This window comes from Variovorax sp. W2I14 (genome assembly GCF_050435205.1).
In the GTDB taxonomy this organism is placed as follows: Bacteria; Pseudomonadota; Gammaproteobacteria; order Burkholderiales; family Burkholderiaceae_C; genus Variovorax; species Variovorax paradoxus_C.
The window spans coordinates 5,123,902-5,150,535 of sequence record NZ_JBNDJX010000001.1 but is presented as its reverse complement, the minus strand read 5'-3'; the positions used below and the strand labels follow the sequence as shown (position 1 = coordinate 5,150,535).

The 26,634-nt window shown below is 67.4% G+C and carries 22 protein-coding genes, 1 pseudogene and 1 riboswitch; of the genes and pseudogenes, 19 read left to right on the top strand and 4 right to left on the bottom strand.

Going from position 1 to position 26,634, the window contains the following annotated elements:
- Positions 1-42: 42 nt before the first annotated feature.
- A complete protein-coding gene (locus tag QF040_RS24000; RefSeq protein ID WP_429613119.1) occupies positions 43-1,668 on the top strand; it encodes a S41 family peptidase in 1,626 nt (541 codons plus the stop codon).
- A 166-nt stretch (positions 1,669-1,834) separates the two neighbouring features.
- Positions 1,835-3,025 (top strand): nucleoside hydrolase, encoded by a 1,191-nt coding sequence (locus QF040_RS23995; protein WP_429613118.1) that lies wholly within the window; start codon positions 1,835-1,837, stop codon positions 3,023-3,025.
- Positions 3,026-3,043: 18 nt separating this feature from the next.
- Here the strand turns inward: QF040_RS23995 and recQ are convergent.
- A pseudogene (gene recQ, locus QF040_RS23990) lies at positions 3,044-4,940 on the bottom strand (DNA helicase RecQ).
- Between the two features lie 300 nt (positions 4,941-5,240).
- Between recQ and QF040_RS23985 the strand changes: the two are divergent.
- The 15 genes from QF040_RS23985 (at position 5,241) to QF040_RS23915 (ending at position 19,999) form a co-directional block, all read left to right on the top strand.
- Complete coding sequence (locus QF040_RS23985; RefSeq protein WP_429613117.1) at positions 5,241-6,212, top strand: ABC transporter substrate-binding protein; 972 nt, start codon at positions 5,241-5,243, stop codon at positions 6,210-6,212.
- Positions 6,193-7,074 carry an ABC transporter permease gene (locus QF040_RS23980; protein WP_429613116.1) on the top strand — a complete coding sequence of 294 codons (882 nt, stop codon included), beginning with the start codon at positions 6,193-6,195 and terminating at the stop codon, positions 7,072-7,074. Before QF040_RS23985 ends, QF040_RS23980 begins: the two co-directional genes overlap by 20 nt.
- Entirely contained in the window at positions 7,059-7,853 is a 795-nt protein-coding gene (locus QF040_RS23975; RefSeq protein ID WP_198789445.1) for an ABC transporter ATP-binding protein, read from the top strand. Before QF040_RS23980 ends, QF040_RS23975 begins: the two co-directional genes overlap by 16 nt.
- A 10-nt stretch (positions 7,854-7,863) precedes the next feature.
- On the top strand, positions 7,864-8,601 hold the full coding sequence (hutC, locus tag QF040_RS23970) for a histidine utilization repressor (RefSeq protein ID WP_280810327.1): 738 nt from the start codon (positions 7,864-7,866) through the stop codon (positions 8,599-8,601).
- 62 nt (positions 8,602-8,663) lie between these two features.
- Positions 8,664-10,223 carry a histidine ammonia-lyase gene (hutH, locus tag QF040_RS23965; RefSeq protein WP_429613115.1) on the top strand — a complete coding sequence of 520 codons (1,560 nt, stop codon included), beginning with the start codon at positions 8,664-8,666 and terminating at the stop codon, positions 10,221-10,223.
- A 27-nt stretch (positions 10,224-10,250) separates the two neighbouring features.
- The gene (gene hutU, locus QF040_RS23960) at positions 10,251-11,978 is read left to right on the top strand and encodes a urocanate hydratase (protein ID WP_429613114.1); all 1,728 of its coding nucleotides are present in this window, start codon (positions 10,251-10,253) and stop codon (positions 11,976-11,978) included.
- A 119-nt stretch (positions 11,979-12,097) separates the two neighbouring features.
- Positions 12,098-12,832, top strand: coding sequence for an IclR family transcriptional regulator (locus QF040_RS23955; RefSeq protein WP_429613113.1), 735 nt, complete (start codon positions 12,098-12,100; stop codon positions 12,830-12,832).
- 43 nt (positions 12,833-12,875) lie between these two features.
- A complete protein-coding gene (locus QF040_RS23950; protein WP_429613112.1) occupies positions 12,876-13,622 on the top strand; it encodes a transporter substrate-binding domain-containing protein in 747 nt (248 codons plus the stop codon).
- A gap of 19 nt (positions 13,623-13,641) precedes the next feature.
- Positions 13,642-14,310 carry an amino acid ABC transporter permease gene (locus QF040_RS23945; RefSeq protein WP_306880890.1) on the top strand — a complete coding sequence of 223 codons (669 nt, stop codon included), beginning with the start codon at positions 13,642-13,644 and terminating at the stop codon, positions 14,308-14,310.
- 148 nt (positions 14,311-14,458) lie between these two features.
- Complete coding sequence (locus QF040_RS23940) at positions 14,459-15,031, top strand: HutD/Ves family protein (protein WP_429613111.1); 573 nt, start codon at positions 14,459-14,461, stop codon at positions 15,029-15,031.
- A gap of 22 nt (positions 15,032-15,053) precedes the next feature.
- Positions 15,054-16,316 (top strand): imidazolonepropionase, encoded by a 1,263-nt coding sequence (hutI, locus tag QF040_RS23935; RefSeq protein WP_429613110.1) that lies wholly within the window; start codon positions 15,054-15,056, stop codon positions 16,314-16,316.
- Positions 16,313-17,764, top strand: a complete 1,452-nt coding sequence (locus QF040_RS23930) for a formimidoylglutamate deiminase (protein WP_429613109.1) — start codon at positions 16,313-16,315, stop codon at positions 17,762-17,764. Before hutI ends, QF040_RS23930 begins: the two co-directional genes overlap by 4 nt.
- A 4-nt stretch (positions 17,765-17,768) precedes the next feature.
- Entirely contained in the window at positions 17,769-18,593 is an 825-nt protein-coding gene (gene hutG, locus QF040_RS23925) for an N-formylglutamate deformylase (protein ID WP_429613108.1), read from the top strand.
- A gap of 40 nt (positions 18,594-18,633) precedes the next feature.
- Positions 18,634-19,683 carry a homocysteine S-methyltransferase family protein gene (locus QF040_RS23920; protein ID WP_429613107.1) on the top strand — a complete coding sequence of 350 codons (1,050 nt, stop codon included), beginning with the start codon at positions 18,634-18,636 and terminating at the stop codon, positions 19,681-19,683.
- A gap of 52 nt (positions 19,684-19,735) precedes the next feature.
- Complete coding sequence (locus QF040_RS23915) at positions 19,736-19,999, top strand: hypothetical protein (RefSeq protein WP_429613106.1); 264 nt, start codon at positions 19,736-19,738, stop codon at positions 19,997-19,999.
- 197 nt (positions 20,000-20,196) lie between these two features.
- Here QF040_RS23915 and QF040_RS23910 read toward each other — a convergent pair whose 3' ends face one another.
- A complete protein-coding gene (locus QF040_RS23910; protein WP_429613105.1) occupies positions 20,197-21,120 on the bottom strand; it encodes a LysR family transcriptional regulator in 924 nt (307 codons plus the stop codon).
- A gap of 98 nt (positions 21,121-21,218) precedes the next feature.
- Here QF040_RS23910 and QF040_RS23905 point away from each other — a divergent pair, with 98 nt between their 5' ends.
- A complete protein-coding gene (locus QF040_RS23905; RefSeq protein ID WP_307604025.1) occupies positions 21,219-21,692 on the top strand; it encodes a PACE efflux transporter in 474 nt (157 codons plus the stop codon).
- Here the strand turns inward: QF040_RS23905 and QF040_RS23900 are convergent.
- Positions 21,589-22,557 (bottom strand): lipase secretion chaperone, encoded by a 969-nt coding sequence (locus QF040_RS23900; RefSeq protein WP_429613104.1) that lies wholly within the window; start codon positions 22,555-22,557, stop codon positions 21,589-21,591. The two genes, QF040_RS23905 and QF040_RS23900, sit on opposite strands and share 104 nt — an antisense overlap.
- Positions 22,558-22,576: 19 nt before the next feature.
- On the bottom strand, positions 22,577-23,614 hold the full coding sequence (locus QF040_RS23895) for a lipase family alpha/beta hydrolase (protein ID WP_429613103.1): 1,038 nt from the start codon (positions 23,612-23,614) through the stop codon (positions 22,577-22,579).
- A gap of 140 nt (positions 23,615-23,754) precedes the next feature.
- A riboswitch (S-adenosyl-L-homocysteine riboswitch) is annotated at positions 23,755-23,828 on the top strand.
- Between the two features lie 55 nt (positions 23,829-23,883).
- Here QF040_RS23895 and metH point away from each other — a divergent pair.
- Positions 23,884-26,598 carry a methionine synthase gene (gene metH / locus QF040_RS23890; RefSeq protein ID WP_429613102.1) on the top strand — a complete coding sequence of 905 codons (2,715 nt, stop codon included), beginning with the start codon at positions 23,884-23,886 and terminating at the stop codon, positions 26,596-26,598.
- Positions 26,599-26,634 lie beyond the last annotated feature (36 nt).

Here is a 26,634-nt window from a genome sequence, read left to right as displayed (position 1 = left end):
AACAGGCGGGTGCCCGGTCAACGCGGGCACGAGGAGGATTCCATGGGCTTTCGCACCACCGACCTGCGGCGGCTGCCGCGTCCCGGCGCATGGGCTGCTGCGGCAGCGCTTGCCATCGCCGGTCTTCTGACGGGTTGCGGCGGCGGCGGGGGTGGAGGAGGCGGGGGCGGCGGTTTCCCCATCGTCGGTGGTGCGCCGCCACCGGGCGGCACTCCACCCACCAACGGCGGCGGCGGCGGCCTTGTTCCATCTTCGGAAGTCGCCGGCCAGTGCGCCGCACCGCGCCGCGGCATCGACCCCGCAACCGGCACCGCCTATCCCGACACTGCCGGCACGGTCGACAACGAAAAGAGCTGGGTGCGCAGCTGGATCGACGAGACCTACCTTTGGTACAACGAAGTGCCGGCCACGCTGGTGGCGGCCGACTACGCGACGCCCGTGGCGTTCTTCAACGTGCTCAAGACCACGGCCACCACCGCCTCCGGCCGCGCCAAGGACCGCTTTCACTACATCTACGACACCGAGGCATACCGCCAGCTGTCGAATGCCGGCATTTCGCCAAGCTACGGAATCGAGTTCGCGTTCGTGCGCGGCTCCCGCCCCAACCGTGACCTGCGCGTGGCCTTCGTCGAGCCGCATTCCAGCTCGCCCGCCGCAGCCCAGGGCATCGCGCGCGGCGCGAGGATTCTGGAGATCGACGGCGTCGATGTGCTCAACAGCACGAACACGGCGGTCATCAACCGCGGCATCTCGCCGCAGGCGGCCGGAGAGACGCACACCTTCAAGCTGCAGGAGGGCAGCACGACGCGAACCATCGACCTCACGGCCGCCCTGGTGACGCGCACGCCGGTGCAGAACGTCAAGTCCATCGACGATGCGGGCGGCCGTGTCGGCTACCTGCTGTTCAACGACCACATCCTCACCTCCGAGGCGCAGCTCATCGCGGCAATGAACAAGCTCAAGGGCGATGGCATCCAGGACCTGGTGCTTGATATGCGCTACAACGGCGGCGGCCGCCTCGACATTGCAAGCCGGCTCGCCTACATGGTGGCCGGGCCCGGCCAGACCGCCGGCAAGACTTTCGAGCTGCTGAGCTTCAACGACAAGAACCCGTTCCGCCTCACGCTCGCGCAGAGCCTCACGCCGTTCCACAGCACCAGTCGCACCAACCAGCCGCTGCCCACGCTGGGCCTCTCGCGCGTCACCGTGCTGACCAGCCCCGACACCTGCTCGGCCAGCGAGTCGGTGATCAACAGCCTTCGGGGCATCGGCGTCACGGTCAACCTCGTGGGCGGCACCACCTGCGGCAAGCCCTACGGCTTCTATCCGCAGGACAACTGCGGCACCACCTACTTCGCGATCCAGTTCAAGGGCGTGAACCAGGCGGGCTTCGGCGACTACGGCGACGGCTTCGCGCCCAACGCCAATTGCGTCGTGGCCGACGACTTCGGCCACCAGCTCGGCGATCCCGCCGAGGCGCGGCTGGCCGCGGCGCTCACGCTGCGCAGCTCCGGCGCGTGTCCGGTGCCCGTGGCGTCGTCCAAGGCCGTGCCGGGCATCGGGCTGGACAAGGCGGAGGTCGCACCCTCTGAAGAGCAACCCGCTCTTCTCAATCGCTCGCCATTGCGCGAGAACCGCCTGATCGATCCCCCTCCCAATGCGGGTTGACAGGCATCTGCGGCGCCAGTCAGCGCTTCCCGGAAACCGGGATTAAACGGCGCTTGCCACGCCCGTGCTTCGCCATTTAGAGTTTGGCAAACGTTTGCGCAAAGCTTTGCGCACGTTTGTATTCAGTGCCCTCTCGAGCTGAAAACCAAACACCTAGGAGAAGCAGATGCGCAAGTTGCACAAATGGATCGGGGCCGTGTTCGCCCTCGTCGCCGCGGCCGTGGTGGCGGGCTGCGGCGGAGGCGGTGACGGCAACGGCGGCTTCGGGCTCGCGCCCGGCTTCGGCGCACCTCCGCCGCCCGCGCAGAAGATCATCATCGACAGCGACTACAACACCATGAGCGACGACGGCCAGCTCGGCGTCATGGCCGCGCAGCTGCAGGCGCAGGGCAAGGTCCAGGTCATGGGCATCAGCGTGGTCTCGGGCAACCAGTGGCTCAAGCAGGGCGTGGCCGACGCGCTGATGTCGGTCGAGCGGCTCGGCGTGGGCGACCGCATCGGCGTGTACGTGGGCGAGAACTACGCGCTCAACCACACCTTCGCCGACGTCGAGGCCGAAATGGCGGCGGGCGCCGGCGGCGACGGCTACCTGGGCGCCTGGAGCGGCCCCGAGCCCAAGACCGACGCCGACCTGAAGCCCTCGCCCGACGGCTTTGCCACGCACACGCTGGTGCAGCGCAAGAGCGCGGTCGACTTCATCATCGACACGGTGAAGGCCAATCCGAACGAGATCACCATCCTGGCCATCGGGCCGCTCACCAACATCGCGCTCGCGGTGAAGAAGAGCCCCGAGATCGTCCCGCTGATCAAGAAGATCGTCTACATGGGCGGCGCGATCGACGTGCCCGGCAACACCACCAAGGCGGCCGAGTTCAACTGGTGGTTCGATCCCGATGCCGCGCAGTTCGTGGTGCGCCTGCCGATCCCGCAGGTGATCGTGCCGCTGGACGTGACCGACACCGTGTTCCTCACCAAGCCGATCTACGACCGCATCGCCCACCCGGCCAAGCCGACCGCGGTGACGGAAGTGTTCCGCAAGCTCAACGGCTACGGCTTCAGCGGCACGAACGGCTTCGAGAACAACCCCGACTACACGCAGAACATCTGGGACACCCTCACGCTGGCCTACCTGATCGATCCGACCTACGCGACGAAGACGGTGGAGCGCTATGTCGATGTGGTGGCCAAGCCGGGCGCCGCGGACAACGGCCGATCCATCGGCTACGCCTCGCAGCCCGCGGGCCCGACGCTGCAGAAGATGACGGTGGTGCAGCGCTTCGACAACACGCGCTTCTTCGAGCTTTTCGTCGATCTGCTGACGCGGCCCGTGCCGATCACGTTGCCGGCAACAAATTGATGAAGTCGGTGTGCCTGGCTAGAACGCCGAGCACACCCGCAGCACCTCGGTCCCATAAGCCTCGAGCTTCTTGGTGCCGATGCCGCTGATGCCCTGCAGGTCTTCGAGCGTCGCCGGTGCGCGCTCGGCGATCGACGCCAGCGTGGCGTCGTGGAAGATCACGTAGGCCGGCAGGTTGTGCTCCTTGGCCACCTCGCCGCGCCAGGCCTTGAGCGCCTCGAAGCGCTTCTTGCCGGTGTCGTCGAGCTTGGCGGCGGCCGGCGACGGCGCGCCCTTGGCGACCTTCTCGCGGCGGGGCTTGCGCTCCGCCGGTGACGAGATGGATTCGCGCAGCGTCACGTTCGCCTCGCCCTTGAGCACAGCGCGCGAGCCCTCGGTGAGCTTGAGCGTGTTGAAGGCCTCCGCATCGACCGCCAGCGCGCCGGTGGCGATCAGCTGGCGCAGCACGCCGCGCAGCTGCACCTCGCTGAACTCCGCGCCCAGCCCGAAGGTGCGTGATGCGCTCGTGGCCGAACTGCTTGACCTTCTCTGTTTCCTTGCCGCGCAGGATGTCCATGATGTGCCCCGCGCCGAAGCTGATGCCGCTGAGCTGCTGCACGCGGTAGATGGTGCTCAGCAGCTTGCGCGCTGCATCGGTGCCGTCCCACACCTGCGGCGGGTTCAGGCAGTTGTCGCAGTTGCCGCAGGGCGTGCTCTTCTCGCCGAAGTAGCCCAGGAGCCGCACGCGGCGGCAGTCGCTCGCCTCGGCCAGCGAGAGCAGCGCGTCGAGCTTGCCGCGCATCACCTGCTTGAACTCCTCGCCGGCCGGGCTCTCGTCGATCATGCGGCGCTGGTTGACCACGTCGTTCAGGCCGTAGGTCATCCAGGCATCGGCGGGAGCGCCGTCGCGGCCGGCACGGCCGGTTTCCTGGTAGTAGCCCTCGATGTTCTTGGGCATGTCCAGGTGGCCGACGAAGCGCACGTCGGGCTTGTCGATGCCCATGCCGAAGGCGATGGTCGCGACCATCACGATGCCTTCTTCGCGCAGGAACCGGTCCTGGTGCTTCTGGCGCACCGCGGCGTCGAGGCCCGCGTGGTAAGGCAGGGCATTGATGCCCGCACCCTGCAGCGTGGTCGCGAGGTCTTCCACGCGCTTGCGCGATTGGCAATAGACCACGCCCGCATCGCCCTCGTGCTCGCGCTCGATGAAGCGCAGGAGTTGCGTGGTCGCGTCCTTCTTCTCGACGATGGTGTAGCGGATGTTCGGCCGGTCGAAGCTGGAGACGAACTGGCGCGCTTCTTCGAGCTGCAGCCGTTCGACGATGTCCGCGCGCGTGAGCGCATCGGCCGTGGCGGTGAGCGCGATGCGCGGCACGCCCGCATAACGCTCGTGCAGCACGGTGAGCGCGCGGTATTCGGGGCGGAAGTCGTGGCCCCACTGGCTCACGCAATGCGCCTCGTCGATCGCGAACAGCGAGAGCTTGCCGCGCTCTTTGAGCGAATCGAGTTGCGACAGGAAGCGCGGCGTGTTGACCCGCTCGGGCGCCGCGTAGAGCAGCGTGATCTCGCCGCGCAGCATGCGGCGCTCCACGTCCTGCGTCTGCTCCCAGTCGAGCGTCGAATTGAGGAACGCCGCGTTCACCCCCGCCTCGTGCAGCGCGCCGACCTGGTCGTGCATCAGCGCGATCAGCGGCGACACCACCACCGCAACGCCGCGCCCCGCACGCTGCCGCGCGATGGCCGGGATCTGGTAGCAAAGCGACTTGCCGCCGCCGGTGGGCATCAGCACCAGCGCGTCGCCGCCGCCCACCACGTGATCGACGATGTCCTGCTGGGCCCCGCGGAACTGCGAATAGCCGAAGACTTCGTGGAGGATTTCGACCGGCGAGGTGCTGCTGCCGGGAGCGTCGAGGGGGTGGGATGCGAGGGAGGACACGGGCTGCGAGGCGGACTTCGGGAGAGATGAAAGAGGAACTGGCGGGGAGGGCGGTCGATTGTCCCCCAGCCACCCAGTTATGACTGTGGCACGAGCTTTGCAATGGTTGCCTCCGTCCCGCCGCCCTATTTGTCTAGACAGCAATCTGGTGCATCTTCCTTCCGAAATGCACCGGAACAGCCCTCCCGGGTTATCCTGTATATACAAGTTGGGGCGCTTGGCAACAATGCGAGGCGCGCGCAGCCCAGACGTTGGGGCGCATCGCCGAGCCATCTCAAGAAAACAGAACCAGGAGTACCCATGGTCAAGACGACGGTAGTTGTGAAAGTCGCTTCGCTGCTGGCAGCAGGTGCATGTGCAGCGGGCATGGCCGGAACGGCCGCCGCCCAGGACACCAAGATTGCGCTCGGCATGTCCGGCTGGACCGGCTTCGCGCCGCTCTCGCTGGCCGACAAGGCCGGCATCTTCAAGAAGAACGGGCTGGACGTCGAACTGAAGATGATTCCGCAGAAGGACCGCCACCTGGCCCTGGCCTCGGGCGCCATCCAGTGCGCGGCCACCACCGTGGAAACGCACGTCGCCTGGAACGCCAACGGCGTGCCGATCGTGCAGATCTTCCAGATGGACAAGTCCTACGGCGCCGACGGCATCGCGGTGCGCAATGACGTGAAGACCTTCGCCGACCTCAAGGGCAAGTCCATCGGCGTGAGCGCCCCCGGCACCGCGCCGTACTTCGGCCTGGCCTGGATGCTCAGCAAGAACGGCATGAGCCTGAAGGACGTGAAGGTCGTTTCGCTCGAGCCGCAGCCTGCGGCGCAAGCCTTCGTGGCCGGCCAGAACGACGCCGCCATGACCTATGAGCCGTACCTCTCGACCGTGCGCGCCAACCCGGCGGCCGGCAAGATTCTGGCCACCACGCTCGACTACCCGATGGTGATGGACACCGTCGGCTGCGCGCCGACCTGGCTCAAGGCCAACCCCAAGGCCGCCGCCGCGCTCACCAAGTCGTACTTCGACGCGCTGGACATGATCAAGGCCGACCCGGCCAAGTCGAACGAGCTCATGGGTTCGGCCGTCAAGCAGAGCGGCGAGCAGTTCGCCAAGTCGTCGGCGTACCTGCGCTGGCAGGACAAGGCGGCCAACCAGAAGTTCTTTGCGGGCGAACTCACCACCTTCATGAAGGAAGCCGCGGCGATCCTTCTGGAAGCCGGCGTGATCCGCAAGGCCCCTGAAGACTACGCAGTCACCTTCGATGCAAGCTACGTCAAGTAAGGCGCTGCCGCAGCAGGTGCCGCCGCGCGCGGCATCGGCGGGCGCCGCGTCCTCCCAGCCCGTCGTGCCAGCCGTGCGGCGCCGAGCGTTCGCGCCGCTCGAACCCATCGGCGCCCGTGCGCGGGTGCTGCTGGGGCTCGGCTTCTTCGTCGTGTTCGTGCTCGTGTGGTCGCTCGCCACGCTCGGCGGCTTCGTGTCGCCGACCTTCCTCGCGAGCCCGCCGACCATGGTCAAGGAAGGCTGGCTGCTCTTCACCGAGTACGGCTTCATCGGCGACATCGGCATGACCGTGTGGCGCGTGTTCGGCGGCTTCCTGCTGGCGGCCGTGTTCGCGGTGCCGCTGGGCATCGCGATGGGCACCTGGAAAACCGTCGAGGCCTTCTTCGAGCCCTTCGTGTCGTTCTGCCGCTACCTGCCAGCCTCGGCCTTCATTCCGCTGCTCATCCTGTGGGCGGGCCTGGGCGAAATGCAGAAGCTGCTGGTGATCTTCATCGGCTCCTTCTTCCAGATCGTGCTGATGGTGGCCGTCACCGTGGGCGGCGCGCGGCGCGACCTCGTCGAGGCCGCGTACACGCTGGGCGCGAAGAGCCGCGGCATCGTCGCGCGCGTGCTCATTCCGGGCGCCGCACCGGGCATCGCCGAAACGCTGCGCCTCGTGCTCGGCTGGGCGTGGACCTACGTGATCGTCGCGGAACTGATCGGCTCCTCCTCGGGCATCGGCCACATGATCACCGACAGCCAGGCGCTGCTGAACACCGGGCAGATCATCTTCGGGATCATCGTGATCGGCGTCATCGGCCTCCTGTCCGACTTCGCTTTCAAGGCGCTCAACCGCCGCCTTTTTGCATGGGCCGCACTGTGAAGAACCAGCTTTCCATCCAGGGCGTCTCGCGCGTCTTCACCGGCACCAAGGGCCAGAGCACGCAGGCATTGCTGCCCATCGACTTCGAGGTGAAGGAGAACGACTTCGTCACCATCCTCGGCCCCTCGGGCTGCGGCAAGTCGACGCTGCTGCGCATCGTGGCGGGGCTCGATTTCCCGACCACCGGCCAGGTGCTGCTCGACGGCGAGCGCATCGAGGGCCCGGGCGCCGACCGCGGCGTGGTGTTCCAGAGCTACACGCTCTTTCCGTGGCTCACCGTGGCGCAGAACATCCGCTTCGGCCTGCGCGAGCGCGGCATGAGCGAGGCCGACCAGAAGGAGCGCAGCGAGTTCTTCATCGCCAAGGTGGGCCTGCGCGGTTTCGAGAACCATTTTCCGAAGCAACTCTCGGGCGGCATGCAGCAGCGCACGGCGATTGCGCGCGCGCTCGCCAACGACCCCAAGATGCTGCTGCTCGACGAGCCCTTCGGCGCGCTGGACAACCAGACGCGCGTGCTGATGCAGGAGCTGCTGCTGGGCATCTGGGAGTCGGCGCAGAAGACGGTGCTCTTCGTCACGCACGACATCGACGAGGCGATCTTCATGGCCAACCGCGTGGCGGTGTTCAGCGCGCGGCCCGGGCGCATCAAGACCGAGATCGCGGTGGACTTTCCGCATCCGCGCAGCTACACGATCAAGACCTCGCCCGAGTTCATGGACATCAAGGCGCGCCTGACCGAAGAGATCCGCGCCGAGTCGATGGCCGCTGCAGAGCATTGAACAACCCACGATGAAACGCGACCTGCCGACCCTCGCGCTCTACGCGCAAGTCAAGGATCACATCTCCCGCAAGATCCAGGACGGCACCTGGCCGCCCGGCCACCGCCTGCCGTCGGAGCACGAGCTGGTCGCGCAGTTCGGCATGGCGCGCATGACGGTGAACCGGGCGCTGCGCGAACTCGTGGAGCAGGGCCGCATCGTGCGCGTGGCCGGCGTCGGCAGCTTCGTGGCGGAGAACAAGCCGCAATCGACGCTGCTGCAGATCGCGAACATCGCCAGCGAAATCCGCCAGCGCGGCCACGACTACCGCTGCGAGATGCTCGCGGTCGAGCGCATCGCTGCCTCGCCCGATGTGGCTGCATGGCTCGACCTGCGCGCGGGCGACTCTGTCTTCCACAGCGCCTGCCTGCACCTGGAGAACGACACGCCGGTGCAGCTCGAAGAGCGCTACGTCAACCCGCAGGTCGTGCCCGACTACCTCGAGCAGGACTTCAGCGCGATGCCGCCCAGCGAGTACCTGGTGCGCAACGTGCCCTTCGACCAGATCGAACATGTCGTCGATGCCGTGCTGCCCAACGCCGAACAGGCCGAGCGGCTCGCGATGGAAGTGACCGACCCCTGCCTCCTGCTCACGCGCCGCACCTGGACGCGCAACACGCCCGTGACCTGGGTGCGCTGCCTGCATCCGGCGTCGCGCTACAGCCTGGGCAGCCGCTTCCGAGCCGACGGCAACCCGAGCTTCGGCTAGCCTTTTTCTTGTCGCACCGACCGATCGTTATCTCTCGCAACCACTTGTATAGACAGGTTCACATGCCAAGCAACAACACCGCTTCGTCCAATACCACTTTGACCCTCACGCCCGGCAAGGTCGACCTTGCGATGCTGCGGCGCATCCAGGCCGGCGGCGTGCGGCTCGCGCTCGATCCGTCGGTGCGTGATGGCATGCAGAAGGCCGAGGCGGCGGTGCGCCACATCGTCGAGAACGACCAGGTGGTCTACGGCATCAACACCGGCTTCGGCAAGCTCGCGAGCACCCGCATCGGCAACGATCATCTGGCCGAGCTGCAGCGCAACCTCGTGCTCTCGCACAGCGTGGGCACGGGCGAGCCGCTGGCCGCGCCAGTGGTGCGCATGATCCTCGCGACCAAGGCGGTGAGCCTGGCGCGCGGGCACTCGGGCGTGCGGCCCGCGCTGGTCGATGCGCTGCTGGCGCTCTTCAACGCGGGCGCCACGCCGAGCATTCCGTGCAAGGGCTCGGTCGGCGCATCGGGCGACCTCGCGCCGCTCGCGCACATGGCCTGCGTGCTGATCGGTGAAGGCGAAGCGACGCTGGCCGACGGCAAGAAGGTCAGCGGTGCCGAGGCGATGCGCAGCATCGGCCTCGAGCCCTTCGTGCTCGGCCCGAAGGAAGGCCTCGCGCTGCTCAACGGCACGCAGGTGTCGACCGCGCTGGCACTCGCCGGCCTCTTCGGCGCGGAGGATGTGTTCGCCTCGGCGCTGATGTCGGGTGCGCTCTCGCTCGAAGCGATCCAGGGTTCGATCAAGCCGTTCGATGCCCGCATCCACGCCGCACGCGGCCAGCCCGGCCAGATCGCCGTTGCCTGCGCAGTGCGCACGCTGCTCGAAGGCAGCGAAATTGTGCCGTCTCACGCCGACTGCGGCCGTGTGCAGGATCCGTACTCGGTGCGCTGCATCCCGCAGGTGATGGGCGCCTGCCTTGACAACCTCGCCCACGCATCGCGCGTGCTGGTCATCGAAGCCAATGCCGCATCGGACAACCCGCTCGTGTTCTGCGACACCGGCGAAGTGATCTCGGGCGGCAACTTCCACGCCGAGCCTGTCGCGTTCGCGGCCGACATCATTGCGCTGGCCGTGAGCGAAGTCGGCGCGATCGCCGAGCGCCGCATTGCGCTGCTGCTCGACACTGGCCTCTCGGGCCTTCCGCCGTTCCTGGTGCGCGATGGCGGACTGAATTCCGGCTTCATGATCGCGCAGGTCACCGCCGCGGCGTTGGCTTCGGAAAACAAGTCGCTCGCGCATCCCGCCAGCGTCGACAGCCTGCCCACGTCAGCCAATCAAGAGGACCACGTCTCGATGGCCACCTTCGCAGCGCGCCGTCTCGGCGACATGGTCAACAACACCGCGGTGGTCGTCGGCATCGAAGCGATGGCCGCCGCGCAAGGCATCGAACTCAAGCGCAAGCTCAAGAGTTCGCCGATGGTCGAGGCGGAATTCGCCCGCATCCGCCAGAACGTTGCTTTTCTCGAACGCGACCGCTACCTCGCTCCCGACATCGAAGCCATGCGCCAGTGGGCGCTCAAGGCCGAGCTGCCGGCCGCGCTGCTGAACATCCTGCCCAGTCACTCGTAAAACATCACTCGATAGGAGAACCACGCCATGAACGCTCCCGAAAAATTCGCCCTGAACAATCCCGACGCCGCCGATCCGCGCCATGACCCGACGCGCGTGATCCGCGCCCCGCGCGGCAGCGAGCTCAACTGCAAGAGCTGGCTCACCGAAGCGCCGTTCCGCATGCTGCAGAACAACCTCGATGCCGAGGTGGCCGAGCGCCCGCAGGACCTCGTGGTGTACGGCGGCATCGGCCGCGCCGCGCGCAACTGGGAGTGCTACGACCAGATCCTCGCGTCGCTGAAAGAGCTGAACGACGACGAGACGCTGCTCATCCAGTCGGGCAAGCCGGTCGGCGTCTTCAAGACGCACGAGAACGCACCGCGCGTGCTGCTCGCCAATTCGAACCTCGTACCCAAGTGGGGCACCTGGGAGCACTTCAACGAGCTCGACCGCAAGGGCCTCTTCATGTACGGCCAGATGACGGCCGGCAGCTGGATCTACATCGGCAGCCAGGGCATCGTGCAGGGCACCTTCGAGACCTTCGTCGAAGCCGGCCGCCAGCACTACAACAACAGCCTCGCGGGCAAGTGGATCCTCACGGCCGGCCTCGGCGGCATGGGCGGCGCGCAGCCGCTCGCGGCCACGCTCGCGGGCGCGGTGTCGCTCAACATCGAGTGCCAGCAGTCGAGCATCGACTTTCGCCTGCGCACGCGTTACGTCGACAAGCAGGCACGCGACATCGACCATGCCTTCGAGCTCATCAAACAGCACTGCGATGCGAAGGAAGCCGTGTCAATCGCGCTGCTGGGCAATGCAGCCGACATCCTCCCCGAACTCGTGAAGCGCGCGAAGGCCGGCGGTCTCAAGCCCGACCTCGTGACCGACCAGACATCGGCGCATGACCTCATCAACGGCTACCTGCCCTCGGGTTGGACCGTGCCGCAATGGCAGGCCGCGATGAAGGATGTTTCGCAACACGACGCGCTGAAGAAGGCCGCCGCCAAGTCGTGCGCCGTCCACGTGCAGGCCATGCTGGACTTCCAGGCCATGGGCATCCCGACCGTCGACTACGGCAACAACATCCGCCAGGTCGCGTTCGACGAAGGCGTGAAGAACGCGTTCGACTTCCCCGGCTTCGTGCCCGCCTACATCCGTCCGCTCTTCTGCGAGGGCAAGGGTCCGTTCCGCTGGGTCGCGCTCTCGGGCGATCCGGAAGACATCTACAAGACCGACGCCAAGATCAAGGAGCTGTTCCCCGAGAACACCCACACCCACCGCTGGCTCGACATGGCGCGAGAGCGCATCGCCTTCCAGGGCCTGCCCGCGCGCATCTGCTGGCTGGGCCTGGGCGAGCGCCACATTGCGGGCCTGGCCTTCAACGAGATGGTGAAGAACGGCGAGCTGAAGGCGCCCATCGTCATCGGCCGCGATCACCTCGATACCGGTTCGGTCGCGAGCCCGAACCGCGAGACCGAAGCCATGAAGGACGGCACCGATGCCGTCTCCGACTGGCCGCTGCTCAATGCGCTGCTCAACACCGCAGGCGGTGCCACCTGGGTCAGCCTGCACCACGGCGGCGGCGTCGGCATGGGCTACTCGCAGCACTCGGGCGTGGTGATCGTGTGCGACGGCACCGACGCCGCGGCCAAGCGCATCGAGCGCGTGCTTTTCAACGACCCGGCCACCGGCGTCATGCGCCACGCCGATGCGGGCTACGACATCGCCGTCGCGACGGCCAAGAAGCAGGGCCTGAAGCTGCCGATGGTGCGTTGAACGAGCTCCTCGCGGCACGTCCACCGGTAAGACAAAGGTAGAAGTAAAAATCCGGCCCATTCCCACCCGGTGGGAATTCGGGCTTGGAAGTGAGAACGGCCAGCAAGATACTGCCTGCGATGACGCCCCCGACCGATGCTCCCGCCCACAACGACCGCGCGCTGTTCGTGCTGTCGGTGCTGGCGCAGAGCAAGGTCGCGATGACGGCGGCCGAGCTGGTGCAGGCCACCGGCCTCGTCAAGAGCACGCTCTATCGCCAGATCGCCACGCTGCGCCGCTGGGGCTTCGTGATGGAGTCCGACGGCCGCTACTCGCCGGGCCCGGTGAGCGTGCAGCTCGCGAGCGGCTTCGACGGCAACTCCGACCTCGTGATGGCCGCCCGCGCCGACATGCGCGCGCTGGTGCAGCAGAGCCACGAGAGCGTGGCGCTGGTCACAGCGGTGAACGACCGCGTGGTGTGCCTGGAGATGATCGACAGCGAACATTCGCTGCGCTGCTCGTTCGACCGGGGCCGCAGCGTTCCGGCCAGCGATGGCGCGAGCGCCAAGTGCCTGCTCGCGCACCTGCCGCTCGATCAGCGGGATGCCTTGCTCGACGGCCTCGGCGAACGCCCTGAGCGCCGCGCCGAACGCGCCGCCGAGCTCGATGCGATCCGCGAAGCCGGCCATGCCGTGACAGAGGGCGAGGTCGATGCCGGCGTCTGGGGCGCGAGCGCACCGGTGCTGGCCTCGGGCCGACGCCTTCGCGGCGCGATCACGCTCATGGCGCCGATCACGCGCGTCCAGGGCATGGAAGCTGCATTGCTCCACATGACCGTCGTCACGGCGGCCCGTATCTCTCGCGCGCTTCAGTAGCCAGTCGCCCCTGCCTTTTTCAAACCCACGAAAGCCTCACCTCATGAACACCCGTCGCACTCTTTTCACCGTTGCCGCCGCCGCTCTCTTGGGTTTCGCCGGCGCCGCACATGCGCAAGGCGAGCCGCTGCGCGTGGCCACCGATGCCACCTTCCCGCCGATGGAGTTCGTGGAGAACGGCAAACGCACCGGCTTCGACGTGGAACTGGTCGAGGCCGTCGGCAAGACGCTGGGCCGCAAGATCGAATGGATCGACATCGACTTCAAAGGGCTCGTGCCGGGCCTGATTTCCAAGCGCTTCGACATGGCTGTCTCGGCCATCTACATCACCGACGAGCGCAAGAAGGTCGTCGACTTCACCGTGCCGTACTACGCGGGCGGCCTCGTCGTGATGGTGAAGGACGGCAACACGGCGATCAAGGTGCCGGCCGACATCAACGGCAAGAAGGTCAGCGTGCAGGTGGGCACCAAGTCGGTCGCCTTCACGAAAGAGAAGTACCCGCAGGTGCAGTTGATGGAAGTCGAGAAGAACCAGGAAATGTTCAACCTCGTGGACATCGGCCGTGCCGACGCCGCCGTCACTGGCAAGCCCGCCGCTTATCAGTACGTGCGCACGCGCGGCGGCCTGAAGGTGCTGCCCGAGCAGATCACGACCGAGGAATACGGCATGGCGATCCGCAAGGACACGCCCGAGCTCACCAAGGCGGTGAATGGCGCGATCGAGAAGCTGAAGGCCGACGGCACCTACGCGCAGATCGAGAAGAAGTGGTTCAGCGCCACGGCCAAGTAAGCAAGAAAAGAAACGCGCGATGGATCTCGATTTCTCGCCGGTCTGGCAGGGCTGGCCCGACCTGCTGCGCGGTGCGCTCGTCACGGTGGAGATCACTGCGTGCGCGCTCGCGCTGGGCTGCGTGCTCGGCCTCATCGTCGGCATCGGCCGGCTGAACCCGAAGCGGCGCTGGATCTACAGCGTGTGCACGGCCTACGTGGCCGTCATCCGCGGCACGCCGCTGCTGGTGCAGCTGTTCATCCTGTTCTTCGGCCTGCCGCATTTCGGCATCCTGCTGCCCGCATTCCTCTGCGGCGTGCTGGGGCTCGGCGTGTACTCGGGCGCGTACGTGTCGGAGATCGTGCGCGGCGCGATCCAGTCGATCGACAAGGGCCAGACCATGGCCGCGCAGTCGCTGGGCATGACGCCCGGCGTGGCGATGCGCCAGATCGTGCTCCCGCAGGCGGTGGTGCGGATGATTCCGCCGCTGGGCAACGAGTTCATCGCGCTCATCAAGAACTCGGCGCTGGTGTCGCTGTTGACGATTCATGACGTGATGCACGAGGGGCAGAAGATCATCAGCGTGTCGTACCGGTCGCTGGAGGTGTACCTGGCGATCGCGCTCGTGTATTTCGTGCTGACCGGCACGATGACGCTGGTGCTGCGGCACTTCGAGCAGAAGCTGCGGCAAGGCGGGTTGATGCGATGAGCGTGCACTCTGTATTCGTATTTCTCCCTCCCCTCCCGGGGGAGGGTTTGGGTGGGGGCACGACGGCCTTGACCCGCGCTCGGCGCTCGTTGGGCGCTGCCCCCATCCCAGCCTTCCCCCGGAAGGGGAAGGAGCAAGAGGGACGGTCATGAACGAGTTGCAGCGCTTCTCTCGCGCCACGCTGCCCGCCATGCCCTGGAAGAACGGCGGCGGCACCACGCAGGAAATCGCGAGCTGGCCGCAGGGCGCGGGGCTCGACAGCTTCGGCTGGCGCGTGAGCATCGCGACCATCGCGGCGGCAGGGCCGTTCTCGGTGTTCGCGGGCATCGACCGCAGCATCATGCTGCTGGAAGGCGACGGGGTGCGACTCTTCACGCACGACGGACGCGTGGAGCACCGGCTCGATGTGCCGCACCGTCCGTTCGCATTCAGCGGCGACGACGCGATCGACTGCACGCTGCTGGGCGGCGCATCGAACGATTTCAACGTGATGACGCGGCACGGTCAGTGGCGTGCCGATGTGCATGTGCTGGACCACGCAACGGCCATCGAGGCCGCACCGCACGGCGTGCTGCTCGCCCTGCGCGGCGCATGGCGCTTGAACGACGAGCGGTGCGCCGAGGGCGAGGGCCTGCACTGGGCCGACGCGTCGTTGGCATGGCAAGCGGTGCCGGAGAGCGCAGACGCGCGGCTGGTGGCGGTCCGCATCGTGCCGGCGTAATCTGCAGAAAGAGAACGAGACGATGAAACCTGCCAACGAATACCCCTCGGCCGACGGCCTCTGGACCGGCCTGCGCCTGGCGAGCGATGCGGGGACAGAAGCCGCCATCGTGGTTGCGGAAGGCGCGATCCGCTGGGTCGGCGCACGCAGCGCGCTGCCGGCCGAGTTCGCAGGGCTTGCCGCGCACGACGGCGGCGATGCACTCGTCACGCCCGGCCTCGTCGATTGCCACACGCACCTCGTCTACGGCGGACAGCGCGCGAACGAATTCGCGATGCGGCTCGCAGGTGCGACCTACGAAGAAGTGGCGAAGGCAGGCGGCGGCATCGTTTCGTCGGTGCGCGCCACGCGCGAGGCCGACGAAGACACGCTCTTCGCGCAGGCCGCGCCGCGCCTCGAACAACTGCTGGCCGACGGCGTCTGCGCCATCGAGATCAAGTCGGGTTATGGGCTCTCGCTCGACCATGAGCGGAAGCAACTGCGTGTGGCGCGGCGCCTCGGCGAAGCGTACGGCGTCACCGTGCGCACCACTTTCCTCGGCGCCCATGCACTGCCGCCCGAATACGCGAACCGCAGCGGCGAGTACATCGACCTCGTATGCCGCGAGATGCTGCCCGCGCTCGCGGCCGAAGGCCTCGTCGATGCGGTGGACGTGTTCTGCGAGCGCATCGCCTTCTCGCTCGCGGAAACCGAGCAGGTCTTCCAGGCCGCGAAGGCGCTGGGCCTGCCGGTGAAGCTGCATGCCGAGCAGTTGTCGGACATGGGCGGTGCCGCGCTCGCCGCGCGCTACGGTGCGCTCTCGTGCGACCACATCGAGCACCTGTCGGCCGACGGCATCGAGGCGATGCGCCGGTCGGGCACGGTGGCCGTGCTGCTCCCCGGCGCCTACTACACGCTGGGCGACACGCACCTGCCGCCCATCGAGGCGCTGCGCGCGGCAGGCGTGCCGATGGCCGTATCGACCGACCACAACCCCGGTACCTCGCCGACACTGAGCCTGCTGCTGATGGTCAACATGGCTTGCACGCTGTTCCGCCTGACGGTGCCCGAGGCGCTGGCTGGCGTGACGCTGCATGCGGCACGCGCGCTGGGGCTGCAGAACACACACGGTGCGATCGCCGAAGGCATGCCCGCCAACTTCGTGCTGTGGAACGTGCGTGATGCGGCCGAGCTTGCTTACTGGTTCGGCCAACGACCGCTGCGCACCGCGGTGCGCCAAGGCCGCATTTGTATTTCTTTCCCCTCTCCCTCTGGGAGAGGGCAGGGTGAGGGCCTGCGGCCATGAATACGACGACGGCGTTATCGAAGGCCGACAGCCCTCACCCCAACCCTCTCCCAGAGGGAGAGGGAGCAAGACAAACACTCTTCGCAGCCGACGCGCTGCTGCCCGCGGGCTGGGCGAAGAACGTCCTGCTGACGTGGAACGATGCAGGCCAGCTCACGCAGGTCCAGTCCGCCGCGCAGGCGCCCGCAGGCGCGCAGGCAGCGACCGGCCCCGTGATCCCCGGCATGCCCAACCTGCACTCGCACGCCTTCCAGCGCGCCTTCGCGGGCCTCACCGAACACCGCGCCGAGCAGCGCGACAGCTTCTGGAGCTGGCGCACGCTGATGTACCGCTTCGCCGCGCGCCTCGGCCCGCAGCACATGGAAGCGATCGCGACCTGGCTCTATGCCGAGATGCTCGAGGCGGGCTACACCAGTGTCTGCGAATTCCAGTACGTGCACCACGACGCCGACGGCCGCCCCTATGCCGACGACGCGACGCTGAGCCTGGCGCTGCTGCGCGCCGCACAGAAGACCGGCATCGGCTTCACGCTGCTGCCGGTGCTCTACCAGACCAGCGGCTTCGGCGACCAGCCGCCCAACGAAGGGCAGCGCCGCTTCATCCGCTCGACCGAATCGATGCTGCGTTTGCTCGAAGCGCTCAAGCCCGCGTGCGATGCACAGGGTGCGCGCCTGGGCATGGCGCCGCACTCGCTGCGCGCCGTGCCGCCCGAGGCATTGCGCGATGCGGTCGCGGGGCTCGAAGCCATCGACCGCACCGCGCCGATCCACATCCACATCGCCGAGCAGACCAAGGAAGTGGACGATTGCGTGGAGTGGAGCGGGCTGCGCCCCGTCGAGTGGCTGCTCGATCACGCGCCGGTCGATGCGCGCTGGTGCCTCATCCATGCGACGCACATGAACGACGCCGAGTACGAGTACGCCGCGAAGAGCGGCGCGGTCGCGGGCTTGTGCCCGACGACCGAGGCGAACCTCGGCGACGGCATCTTTGATTTCTCCAAGTGGCGCAGCCACGGCGGCGCATGGGGCGTGGGCTCCGACAGCCACGCGAGCGTCAACGCGGCCGAAGAACTGCTGATGCTCGAATACAGCCAGCGCCTTGCCAAGCGCCAGCGCAATGTCGGCGCGAGCGCGGCGCAGCCGCATGTCGCCACCGCGCTCACGCTCGAAGCGGTGCAGGGCGGGGCGCAGGCCTCGGGCCGCGCGGTCGGCGGGCTCGCCGTGGGGCAGCAGGCCGACTTCATCGTGCTCGATGCAGCGCATGTCGCGCTGCAAGGCCTGTCGGCGCCCGACATGCTGTCGGCGCACGTCTTCGCAAGCCATCGCACTTCCGCCATCGATGCGGTCTGGGTGGCGGGCCGCGAGCGCGTCTCGAGCGGTCGCCATGCGCTGCACAACGAATCCGCGTCCGCCTTCGTCGCGGCGCGCACCCAACTTCTCAAGGATTGAATCCATGGCCTTCACCACCGCCGAGCCGGCGTTCCGCTTCCGCCAGGGCACGCGCCCGCTGCTGATCTCGATGCCGCATGTCGGCACCCACGTCCCGCCCGCGCTGGCCGCCCGCCTCACCGACGAGGCGCGCCATGTGCCCGACACCGACTGGCATCTCGAACAGCTCTACGACTTCGCCGATGAGCTCGGCGCCTCGGTGCTCGTGGCCACGCACTCGCGCTACGTGATCGACCTGAACCGTCCGCCGGATGGCGCGAGCCTCTACCCGGGCCAGAGCGTGACGGGCCTGTGCCCGGTCGACACCTTCGACGACACGCCGGTCTACGCATCCAAGGACGACCTGCCCGATGACGCGGAAGTCGCCGAACGCCGCGACGCGATCTGGCACCCGTACCACTGCCAGCTGCAGGCCGAACTCGACCGCCTGAAAGCTGCTCACGGCACCATTGCGCTGTGGGACGCGCACTCGATCCGCTCGGTGCTGCCGCGCTTCTTCGACGGCAAGCTGCCCGACCTGAACCTGGGCACGGGCAACGGCACGAGCTGCGATCCGGTGCTGGCCGCCACGCTGCTGGGGATCGCCGAATCGGCCACGGGCTACACCGGCGTGCTCAACGGCCGCTTCAAGGGCGGCCACATCACGCGCCAGTACGGCAATCCGGCTGGCGGCGTGCACGCGGTGCAGTTGGAGATGACGCAGTCGAGCTACATGCAGGAGCAGCTGCCGTTCGACTACCTGCCCGAGGTGGCGGCCGGCGTGAAGCCGCATGTGCGGCGGATGATCGAGGCGGTGCTGGCCTTCGTCGAGAACGCCGCAAAGCACTGACGCACGGCAGGGACAGGGCCGCTTTCTACAATCGGGGGCTATGAAGCCCCTTGTCTACACCCGCGGCCAGGCACTTGCCGGCATCCTCGAAAAGCGCATCGCCATCCTCGACGGCGCAATGGGCACGATGATCCAGCGCTTCAAGCTCACCGAGGCGCAGTACCGCGGCGAGCGCTTCAAGGACCTCGAGCGCGATGTGAAGGGCAACAACGAACTGCTCTCGCTCACCCGGCCCGACGTCATCTCCGACATCCACGAGGGCTACCTCGCTGCCGGCGCCGACCTCATCGAGACCAACACCTTCGGCGCGACCACCATCGCGCAGGAGGACTACAAGATGGCGCACCTGGCGCGCGAGATGAACCTCGAATCCGCCAAGCTCGCGCGCGCGGCCTGCGACAAGTTCAGCACCCCCGACAAGCCCCGCTTCGTGGCCGGTGCCCTCGGCCCGACGCCCAAGACCGCGAGCATCAGCCCCGACGTGAACGACCCGGGCGCACGCAATGTCGATTTCGAGTCGCTGCGCGCGGCCTACTACGAGCAGACCGAGGCGCTGGTCGAAGGCGGCGCCGACGTGATCCTGGTCGAGACGATCTTCGACACGCTCAACGCCAAGGCCGCGCTCTTCGCGGTGGACGAGTACTTCGACAACAGCGGCGAGCGCCTGCCGCTGATCATCAGCGGCACCGTGACCGACGCCTCGGGCCGCATCCTGAGCGGCCAGACCGTCACCGCGTTCTGGCACAGCGTGCGGCATGCGCGGCCGCTGGCCATCGGCCTCAATTGCGCGCTGGGCGCGGCGCTGATGCGCCCCTACATCCAGGAGCTCGCGCGCGTGGCGGGCGACACCTTCATCAGCTGCTACCCGAACGCGGGCCTGCCCAATCCGATGAGCGACACCGGCTTCGACGAGACGCCTGACGTCACCTCGCGCCTCTTGCACGAGTTCGCGGCCGCGGGGCTGGTGAACATCGTGGGCGGCTGCTGCGGCACGACGCCGGACCACATCGCGGCGATCGGCCGTGCCGTGGCTCCGGTGCCGGGGCGGCTGCTGAACAACACGGCGGGCTTCTACAGCGAAGCTGCCTGAGCCGGTGCACCGGGTGGGCGCTGCCGGCCTTCGCTTCGCGGGACTCGCGCTCATGACATCGGCGCTCGCGGCGGGTTGCGGCGACACCGGCAAGCCGCCTTCGTGGGACACGCTGCTGTCCGGCCGCATCGCCGATGCGCGCCCCGACTGCAAGGTCAGTGTGCCGATGCCTGGCAAGATCGCTGTGGCTTGCCCCGGACTGGCGCCGGCCATCTTTGATGTCGCGCCGACGGCCACCTACTGCCAGCGCGGGCCGCGCGATTGCGAGTTCGCGGTGACGCAGATGGTGTTGATGCTGCCGCCGCCCAAGCCTTGAGAGCCATCGACTCAAGACGCTTCGGGGTGATCGTCGTCGGCGCGGTGGTTGTTCAGCGGAACACCCACAGCGTGTTCTGTGCACGCACCCCGAACTGGCCGTTCGCCTCGCTGTGCGGCGCAGCTCAACAGACATCAAAAGGTGCGACGTTGTCGCACCAATGGAGCCATCGTCAGCACGGTCGGCCACCAATCAATTCATGGCTCCAGGTCTTTTGACGCGTGAGCCGCCGCCTGCCTGTCCCGCGCAATCAGCGCCACGAAGCGCTGCGCGCCCAGCCCGAGCGGGCGCTCCCGTGACCACACCACGTCGACCCACAGGTCGAGCCCGTTGCTGAGGTTCTCGAACGGGATCTCGACCAGCGCCCCCGCCGCCACATGCGGCCGCGCGAAGTTGCGCGGGAGCCACCCCCAGCCGAGACCGGCGGTGATCAGGCTCAGCGCCGCCAGCGCGTTGTCGGTGCGCCAGACATGACGCGCGAACACGAAGCGCGGATCGCTGGTGGCCAGGTCGCGGCCAGCGACGACGATCTGCCGGGTGTTCGTGAGGTGCTCTTCCCGCAACCGCTCGCCGGCCGCCGCGACGAGCGCCGGGTGGTCGGGGGCCATCACGGCCACCATCGTGTCGCTGCCCACTTCCTGAAAACCTTCGCGGCCGTCCAGGCTCGGGCGCTCGAACACCAGCGCCAGTTGCGCGCGGCCGCTGTGCAGCAGCGTGAGCGCATCAGCCTGCGGCGCGGCGAGCACCTCGACCTGCAGCAGCGGGTATTCCTGCGCCAGTTCGGCGAGCGGACCGCTCCAGGGCGCGGCCAGCAGTTCGGGCGCGATGGCGAGCGTCAGGCGGTTTTCCAGTCCCTGGGTAAGCGCGAGCGCCTGCACCTGCAATTGCTTTAACTGCGCCGCGAGCATGCGCGCCTGCGGCTCCAGCGAACGCGCGGCGGCGGTGGGTTGGGGCTCGCGGCCCTTGCGGTCGAACAGGGGCAGGTTCAACTCGGCTTCGAGGCCGGCGATGGCCATGCTCACGGCCGACGGCACCTTGTGCAGCGCCCGCGCGGCGGCTGAAAACGAGCCGTGGTCGATCACAGCCAGGAACACCTCGACGTTGTCGCTGGAGAAGGCCATGGCGTCCGATCTATCAGTTGAATTGAAATAAGGTGACTTTTTATATCAATAAATAGCAAATAAAGTCCAGCCATCGCATCAAGTTCAAGAGGAAAGTCATGCAAGGGCTCCAGCGTCGTGTCGTCTACATCTCCCTTTACGAAGGGATCGCCATCGTCTGCGCCAGCGCCGGCCTGGCCCTGATGACGGACGCCGGGCTCGGCCATTCGGGCGTGCTGGCGGTGGCCGCATCAGTGGTCGCGGTGATCTGGAACCTGATCTTCAACGCGCTCTTCGAGCGCTGGGAATCGCGCCAGGCCGTGCGCGGGCGCAGCGTGCGCCGCCGCATCGCCCACGCCATCGGTTTCGAGGGCGGGCTGATCGCGTTCCTGGTGCCCCTGTTCGCCTGGGGCCTGGGCGTGACGCTCTGGCAGGCGCTGGTGATGGACCTGGGCCTGGTGCTGTTCTTCCTGGTCTACACCTTCGTCTTCAACTGGGGCTTCGACCGGGTGTTCGGCCTGCCGCGTTCGGCGCAGGCCTTGCCGAGCGCAATGCCAACGCCCCGCTCAGGCGCAAGCGCTCCCGCTCGTTGAAGAGCGACTCGCGCAACTGCGCCTGCTGGTCCGGGGGCGCGTTGGCGTACTGGTCCAGGCGGCTGTTCCAGTCCTGGTTTTCCTGGTCCAGCGCGGCCAGTTGGCGGGCCGCTTCGTAACCGTAGGCGGCGTTGCGTTCGGCAAAGCGCTCCTGGGCGCTGGCGCCGCGCGCGTCCATGGCATCGGTCTGGCGCTGCACGTCGACCTGCGCGGTGAAGGCGCGCCGCTGCTCGCGCTGCTCCGGCGTGAGCAGGGCTTCCTCGCTGCGCTTGGCGGCCGCTTCGCGCTCCTCGGGCGTGAGGTTGACGTCGCGGGCGATCGCCATCTTGTCGGCCATGAGGGCGTCCTGGCGGATCTCGTCGCCGAAGAGGCCTTCGATTTCCTCGGGCGCGAAGTACCTGCGCCGCACTTCGGCACGCGCCTCGATGGTCTTGCGCAGCGATGCGGGGTCGCCGGCGTCGGGCGGCGGCAGCGCCTGCATGGCTTCCTGCATGTCGATGTAGCGCTCGAGCAGGCCCATGGCGCGAGCGACCAGCTCGGCCGGCAGGCGCTTGGCGAGCAGGCCGGGGGCCATCGCCATGAAGGCGGCCTTGCCGGTGGCCTGCGCCTCGGCGAGCGCGCTTTCGAAGATGAGGATCAGCGACGGGTTCAGCATCGCGTCGGGGGCGGGGCGGGCATCGCCGATCGGTTGAGCCGTTGCCGCCATCGCGCCGCCGGGCGCGGTGGCGGTGATGGTGGAAGTCGCCACCACCGTCTCCGGGGCGTCAGCCGGAGGCAGCCCGTCCACCCACCACCATCCGGCAAGGATGGCGAGCACCGCGGCGCCCGCCATCGCGCCGAGCTGCAGCGGTCTCGCTTTTTTCACAACAAGGCGCGCCGCATCGTCAGAGGCCCGCGCTCTTCAGCCGGGCGGCCTGCTCCTGGTAGAGCTGCACCGGCTTCTTCTCGAACAGCGTCCACAGCCCGATGTAGGTCAGGCCGAAGAGCTGGTTGACTTCGTCCAGGTGGTTCTGGCGGTAGTCGCCCAGGTGCGTGCCCAGGCGCGTGGAGCACACGGCCAGGAGGCCGTCGTTGGTCTCGCTCCCGAAGGCGACGAGGCTCAGCCCGCCCATGGCCGCGTCGCTCGCATCGAACGCGTTGGTGAGCGGCTGCACGCCGGACCACGAGTAATAGCGCACGCCGTTCGCCTCGGCCGGGCCGCTCTTCACGTCGCACGAGGAGCCGGGAGCCGGGCGGCCTTGGGGAAACTTCTTGTCGAAGGCCGCGCCGCCCGCGGTGGTGAGCGAATTGAGCGCGTTCAGCGGCACTTCGGGCAGCTGGCTCGGCTCCTTGCCCGAGATGGCGCCGAGCAGCAGCATCGCCAGCCGCAGCGTCTCCGCGACCACCGCCTCGGAGACGCTGCCCTCGGGAATCTTGCGCAAGAGGTCCGCCACCTTCGACCCGCCGTTGGCCCCGCCCACGGAGGTGACCGAGGCGACCAGCCCGGGCTCCACCGCCGCCACGTAGCGCGCGGTCGGCGCGCCCTGCGAATGGCCGACGAGGTTGAACTTGAGCGACGGGTCGCCCGAGAGCGCCCGCAGGTTCTTCAGCTCCTGGATCAACTGCTCGCCGCGGATCTCCGAGCTGTTGGCGCCCGAGACCTGGGCCACGTACACCTTCGCGCCCGCGCCGGCCAGGCTCTCGGGGATGCGATAGAAGTAGTCGATGCCCAGCACGTTGTCGAAACCGAAGAGGCCGTGCACCAGCACGATCGGGTTCTTGGTCTTCGCTTCGCTGGATGTCACCCGGGCCTGGACCTGCGTGGGGGTGTCGGCGATGGCCGCCTGGCTCAGCGTTGTCGTCCCCACCAGACCGAGAAGCAGTGCGGCGCACACCGGGCGGGCGGCGAGGCGCAGCAGCCTCGAATTCCTCTTTCTTGGCATATGTTCATTCCTTTGTTTTCAGATAAAAACACGAACGTTCGTTCTTCGACGAATTGCGCGCCCGCATTCTGTGGGGGGTGCCTGCGGGGGCTGACTAGGGCTTTCCCGCGGGCTCAGGCGAACGCCCTTAAAATGCATCCCCTCCCAAGGAGCGTTGCAGCGGTCCGCCCGGCGGGCCGTCAGGCTTGGGATTTCAAAACGACGCTCGCCTGTCCGTTCCTTTCGCAGGTGAGCCCATGGCGCAGACCCCACAGATTTCCGTTCCCCCCATGAAGTTGTCCGGCCTCGAGCCGGTCGCCATCGGCGAGGGCACGCTGTTCGTCAACATCGGCGAACGCACCAACGTCACCGGTTCCAAGGCCTTCGCGCGAATGATCCTGAACGGCCAGTTCGAGGAAGCGCTGGCCGTTGCGCGCCAGCAGGTCGAAAACGGCGCCCAGGTGATCGACATCAATATGGACGAGGCCATGCTCGACAGCAAGGTCGCGATGGTCCGGTTCCTGAATCTCATCGCGAGCGAGCCCGACATCGCGCGGGTGCCGGTGATGGTCGACAGCTCCAAGTGGGACGTGATCGAGGCGGGCCTGCGCTGCATCCAGGGCAAGGGCATCGTCAACTCCATCTCCATGAAGGAGGGCGTGGACAAGTTCAAGCACGAGGCCAAGCTCGTGAAGCGCTACGGCGCCGCCGCGGTGGTCATGGCCTTCGACGAGAAGGGCCAGGCCGACACCTACGAGCGCAAGGTCGAGATCTGCGAGCGCGCCTACCGCATCCTGGTGGACGAGGTGGGCTTTCCGCCCGAGGACATCATCTTCGACCCGAACATCTTCGCCATTGCCACCGGCATCGAGGAGCACGACAACTACGCGGTCGACTTCATCAATGCCGTGCGCTGGATCAAGGAAAACCTGCCGGGCGCGAAGGTGTCGGGCGGCGTGTCGAACGTGAGCTTCAGCTTCCGCGGCAACGACCCGATGCGCGAAGCCATCCACACCGTGTTCCTGTACCACGCGATCAAGGCGGGCATGGACATGGGCATCGTCAACGCCGGCATGGTGGGCGTGTACGACGACCTGGAGCCCGAGCTGCGCGAGCGCGTGGAAGATGTGGTGCTCAACCGCCGGCCCGACGCCGGCGAGCGCCTGGTCGAAGTGGCCGAAACCGCCAAGAGCGGCGCCAAGGACGAGAGCAAGCGCCTCGAGTGGCGCGGCACGCCCGAGAACCCGGTGCACGTCAACCAGCGCCTCTCGCACGCGATGGTGCACGGCATCACCGACTTCATCGTGGAAGACACCGAAGAGGCCTACCAGCAGATCCTCGCCAAGGGCGGGCGTCCGCTGCATGTGATCGAAGGCCCGCTCATGGACGGCATGAACATCGTGGGCGACCTCTTCGGCGCCGGCAAGATGTTCCTGCCGCAGGTGGTGAAGTCGGCGCGCGTGATGAAGTCCGCCGTGGCCCACCTGCTGCCCTACATCGAGGAAGAAAAGCTGCGCGATGAAGCCGCGGGTCGCGACGTGCGCACCAAGGGCAAGATCATCATCGCCACGGTGAAGGGCGACGTGCACGACATCGGCAAGAACATCGTGACCGTCGTGCTCCAGTGCAACAACTTCGAAGTGGTGAACATGGGCGTGATGGTCCCGTGCCACGAAATTCTGGCGCGCGCCAAGGTCGAGGGCGCGGACATCGTGGGTCTCTCGGGCCTGATCACGCCGAGCCTGGAAGAGATGCAGTACGTGGCCGGCGAGATGCAGCGCGACGACCATTTCCGCATCAAGAAGATCCCGCTGATGATCGGCGGCGCCACCACCAGCCGCGTGCACACGGCCGTGAAGATCGCGCCGCACTACGAGGGCCCCGTGGTCTACGTGCCCGACGCGTCGCGCAGCGTGAGCGTGGCGCAGTCGCTGCTCTCCGACCAGGCCACCGCGTACATCGACGAGATCAACGCCGACTACGAGAAGGTGCGCACGCAGCACGCCAACAAGAAGCAGGTGCCGATGTGGCCGCTCGCCAAGGCGCGCGCCAACAAGACGCCGATCGATTGGACGAACTACGTGCCGCCGGTGCCCAAGTTCATCGGCCGGCGCGTGTTCAAGAACTTCGACCTGACCGAACTCGCCAAGTACATCGACTGGGGCCCGTTCTTCCAGACCTGGGACCTGGCCGGCCCATTCCCCGCGATCCTGAAGGACGAAGTCGTCGGCACCGAGGCCGTGCGCGTGTACGCCGACGGCCAGCGCATGTTGAAGCGCCTGATCGAGGGCCGCTGGCTCAGCGCGAGCGGCATCGTCGGCTTCTGGCCCGCCAACACGGTGAACGACGACGACATCGAGCTCTACACCGACGAGACGCGCAGCGAAGTCGCGCTCACCTGGTACGGCATGCGCCAGCAGACCGAGAAGCAGGTGATCGACGGCGTGATGCGCCCGAGCCGGTGCCTGGCCGACTTCGTCGCGCCGAAGGACAGCGGCCTGAAGGATTACGTGGGCGTGTTCGCGGTCACCGCCGGCCTGGGCGTCGAGAAGAAAGAGAAGTACTTCATCGACGACCTGGACGACTACTCGGCCATCATGCTCAAGGCCCTGGCCGACCGGCTGGCCGAGGCCTTTGCCGAATCGCTGCACCACCGTTCGCGCACCGACCTCTGGGGCTACGCGCCCGACGAGGGCCTGAGCAACGAGGACATGATCGCGGAGAAATACCGCGGCATCCGCCCCGCGCCCGGCTACCCGGCCTGCCCGGACCACAGCGTGAAGGGCCCGATGTTCGACCTTCTGGCCTGCGCGGACATTGGCATGACCCTGACGGAAAGCCTCGCTATGATGCCCGCCGCCAGCGTCAGTGGCTTCTACCTGAGCCACCCCGATGCGACGTACTTCAACGTCGGCAAGATCGGGCACGACCAGTTGCAGGACCAGGCCGCGCGGCGCAAGGAGAGCGAGTCCGATCTCGAGCGGCTCCTCGCGCCCAACCTTTGAACCTGCCGGCCGGCCTGGCCGACCGGCACCGGGAGT

Excerpts from the sequence above, each read along its gene's own strand:
- QF040_RS23895 (WP_429613103.1), bottom strand. The coding sequence starts at position 23,614 with ATGCCAAGAAAGAGGAATTCGAGGCTGCTGCGCCTCGCCGCCCGCCCG.
- QF040_RS23950 (WP_429613112.1), top strand. The coding sequence starts at position 12,876 with ATGAACACCCGTCGCACTCTTTTCACCGTTGCCGCCGCCGCTCTCTTG.
- QF040_RS23930 (WP_429613109.1), top strand. The coding sequence starts at position 16,313 with ATGAATACGACGACGGCGTTATCGAAGGCCGACAGCCCTCACCCCAAC.
- QF040_RS23940 (WP_429613111.1), top strand. The coding sequence starts at position 14,459 with ATGAACGAGTTGCAGCGCTTCTCTCGCGCCACGCTGCCCGCCATGCCC.
- QF040_RS23905 (WP_307604025.1), top strand. The coding sequence starts at position 21,219 with ATGCAAGGGCTCCAGCGTCGTGTCGTCTACATCTCCCTTTACGAAGGG.
- QF040_RS23945 (WP_306880890.1), top strand. The coding sequence starts at position 13,642 with ATGGATCTCGATTTCTCGCCGGTCTGGCAGGGCTGGCCCGACCTGCTG.
- QF040_RS23995 (WP_429613118.1), top strand. The coding sequence starts at position 1,835 with ATGCGCAAGTTGCACAAATGGATCGGGGCCGTGTTCGCCCTCGTCGCC.
- metH (WP_429613102.1), top strand. The coding sequence starts at position 23,884 with ATGAAGTTGTCCGGCCTCGAGCCGGTCGCCATCGGCGAGGGCACGCTG.
- QF040_RS23980 (WP_429613116.1), top strand. The coding sequence starts at position 6,193 with ATGCAAGCTACGTCAAGTAAGGCGCTGCCGCAGCAGGTGCCGCCGCGC.
- hutC (WP_280810327.1), top strand. The coding sequence starts at position 7,864 with ATGAAACGCGACCTGCCGACCCTCGCGCTCTACGCGCAAGTCAAGGAT.
- QF040_RS23955 (WP_429613113.1), top strand. The coding sequence starts at position 12,098 with ATGACGCCCCCGACCGATGCTCCCGCCCACAACGACCGCGCGCTGTTC.
- hutI (WP_429613110.1), top strand. The coding sequence starts at position 15,054 with ATGAAACCTGCCAACGAATACCCCTCGGCCGACGGCCTCTGGACCGGC.
- hutH (WP_429613115.1), top strand. The coding sequence starts at position 8,664 with ATGCCAAGCAACAACACCGCTTCGTCCAATACCACTTTGACCCTCACG.
- QF040_RS24000 (WP_429613119.1), top strand. The coding sequence starts at position 43 with ATGGGCTTTCGCACCACCGACCTGCGGCGGCTGCCGCGTCCCGGCGCA.
- QF040_RS23920 (WP_429613107.1), top strand. The coding sequence starts at position 18,634 with ATGAAGCCCCTTGTCTACACCCGCGGCCAGGCACTTGCCGGCATCCTC.
- QF040_RS23915 (WP_429613106.1), top strand. The coding sequence starts at position 19,736 with ATGACATCGGCGCTCGCGGCGGGTTGCGGCGACACCGGCAAGCCGCCT.
- QF040_RS23975 (WP_198789445.1), top strand. The coding sequence starts at position 7,059 with ATGGGCCGCACTGTGAAGAACCAGCTTTCCATCCAGGGCGTCTCGCGC.
- hutG (WP_429613108.1), top strand. The coding sequence starts at position 17,769 with ATGGCCTTCACCACCGCCGAGCCGGCGTTCCGCTTCCGCCAGGGCACG.
- hutU (WP_429613114.1), top strand. The coding sequence starts at position 10,251 with ATGAACGCTCCCGAAAAATTCGCCCTGAACAATCCCGACGCCGCCGAT.
- QF040_RS23910 (WP_429613105.1), bottom strand. The coding sequence starts at position 21,120 with ATGGCCTTCTCCAGCGACAACGTCGAGGTGTTCCTGGCTGTGATCGAC.
- QF040_RS23985 (WP_429613117.1), top strand. The coding sequence starts at position 5,241 with ATGGTCAAGACGACGGTAGTTGTGAAAGTCGCTTCGCTGCTGGCAGCA.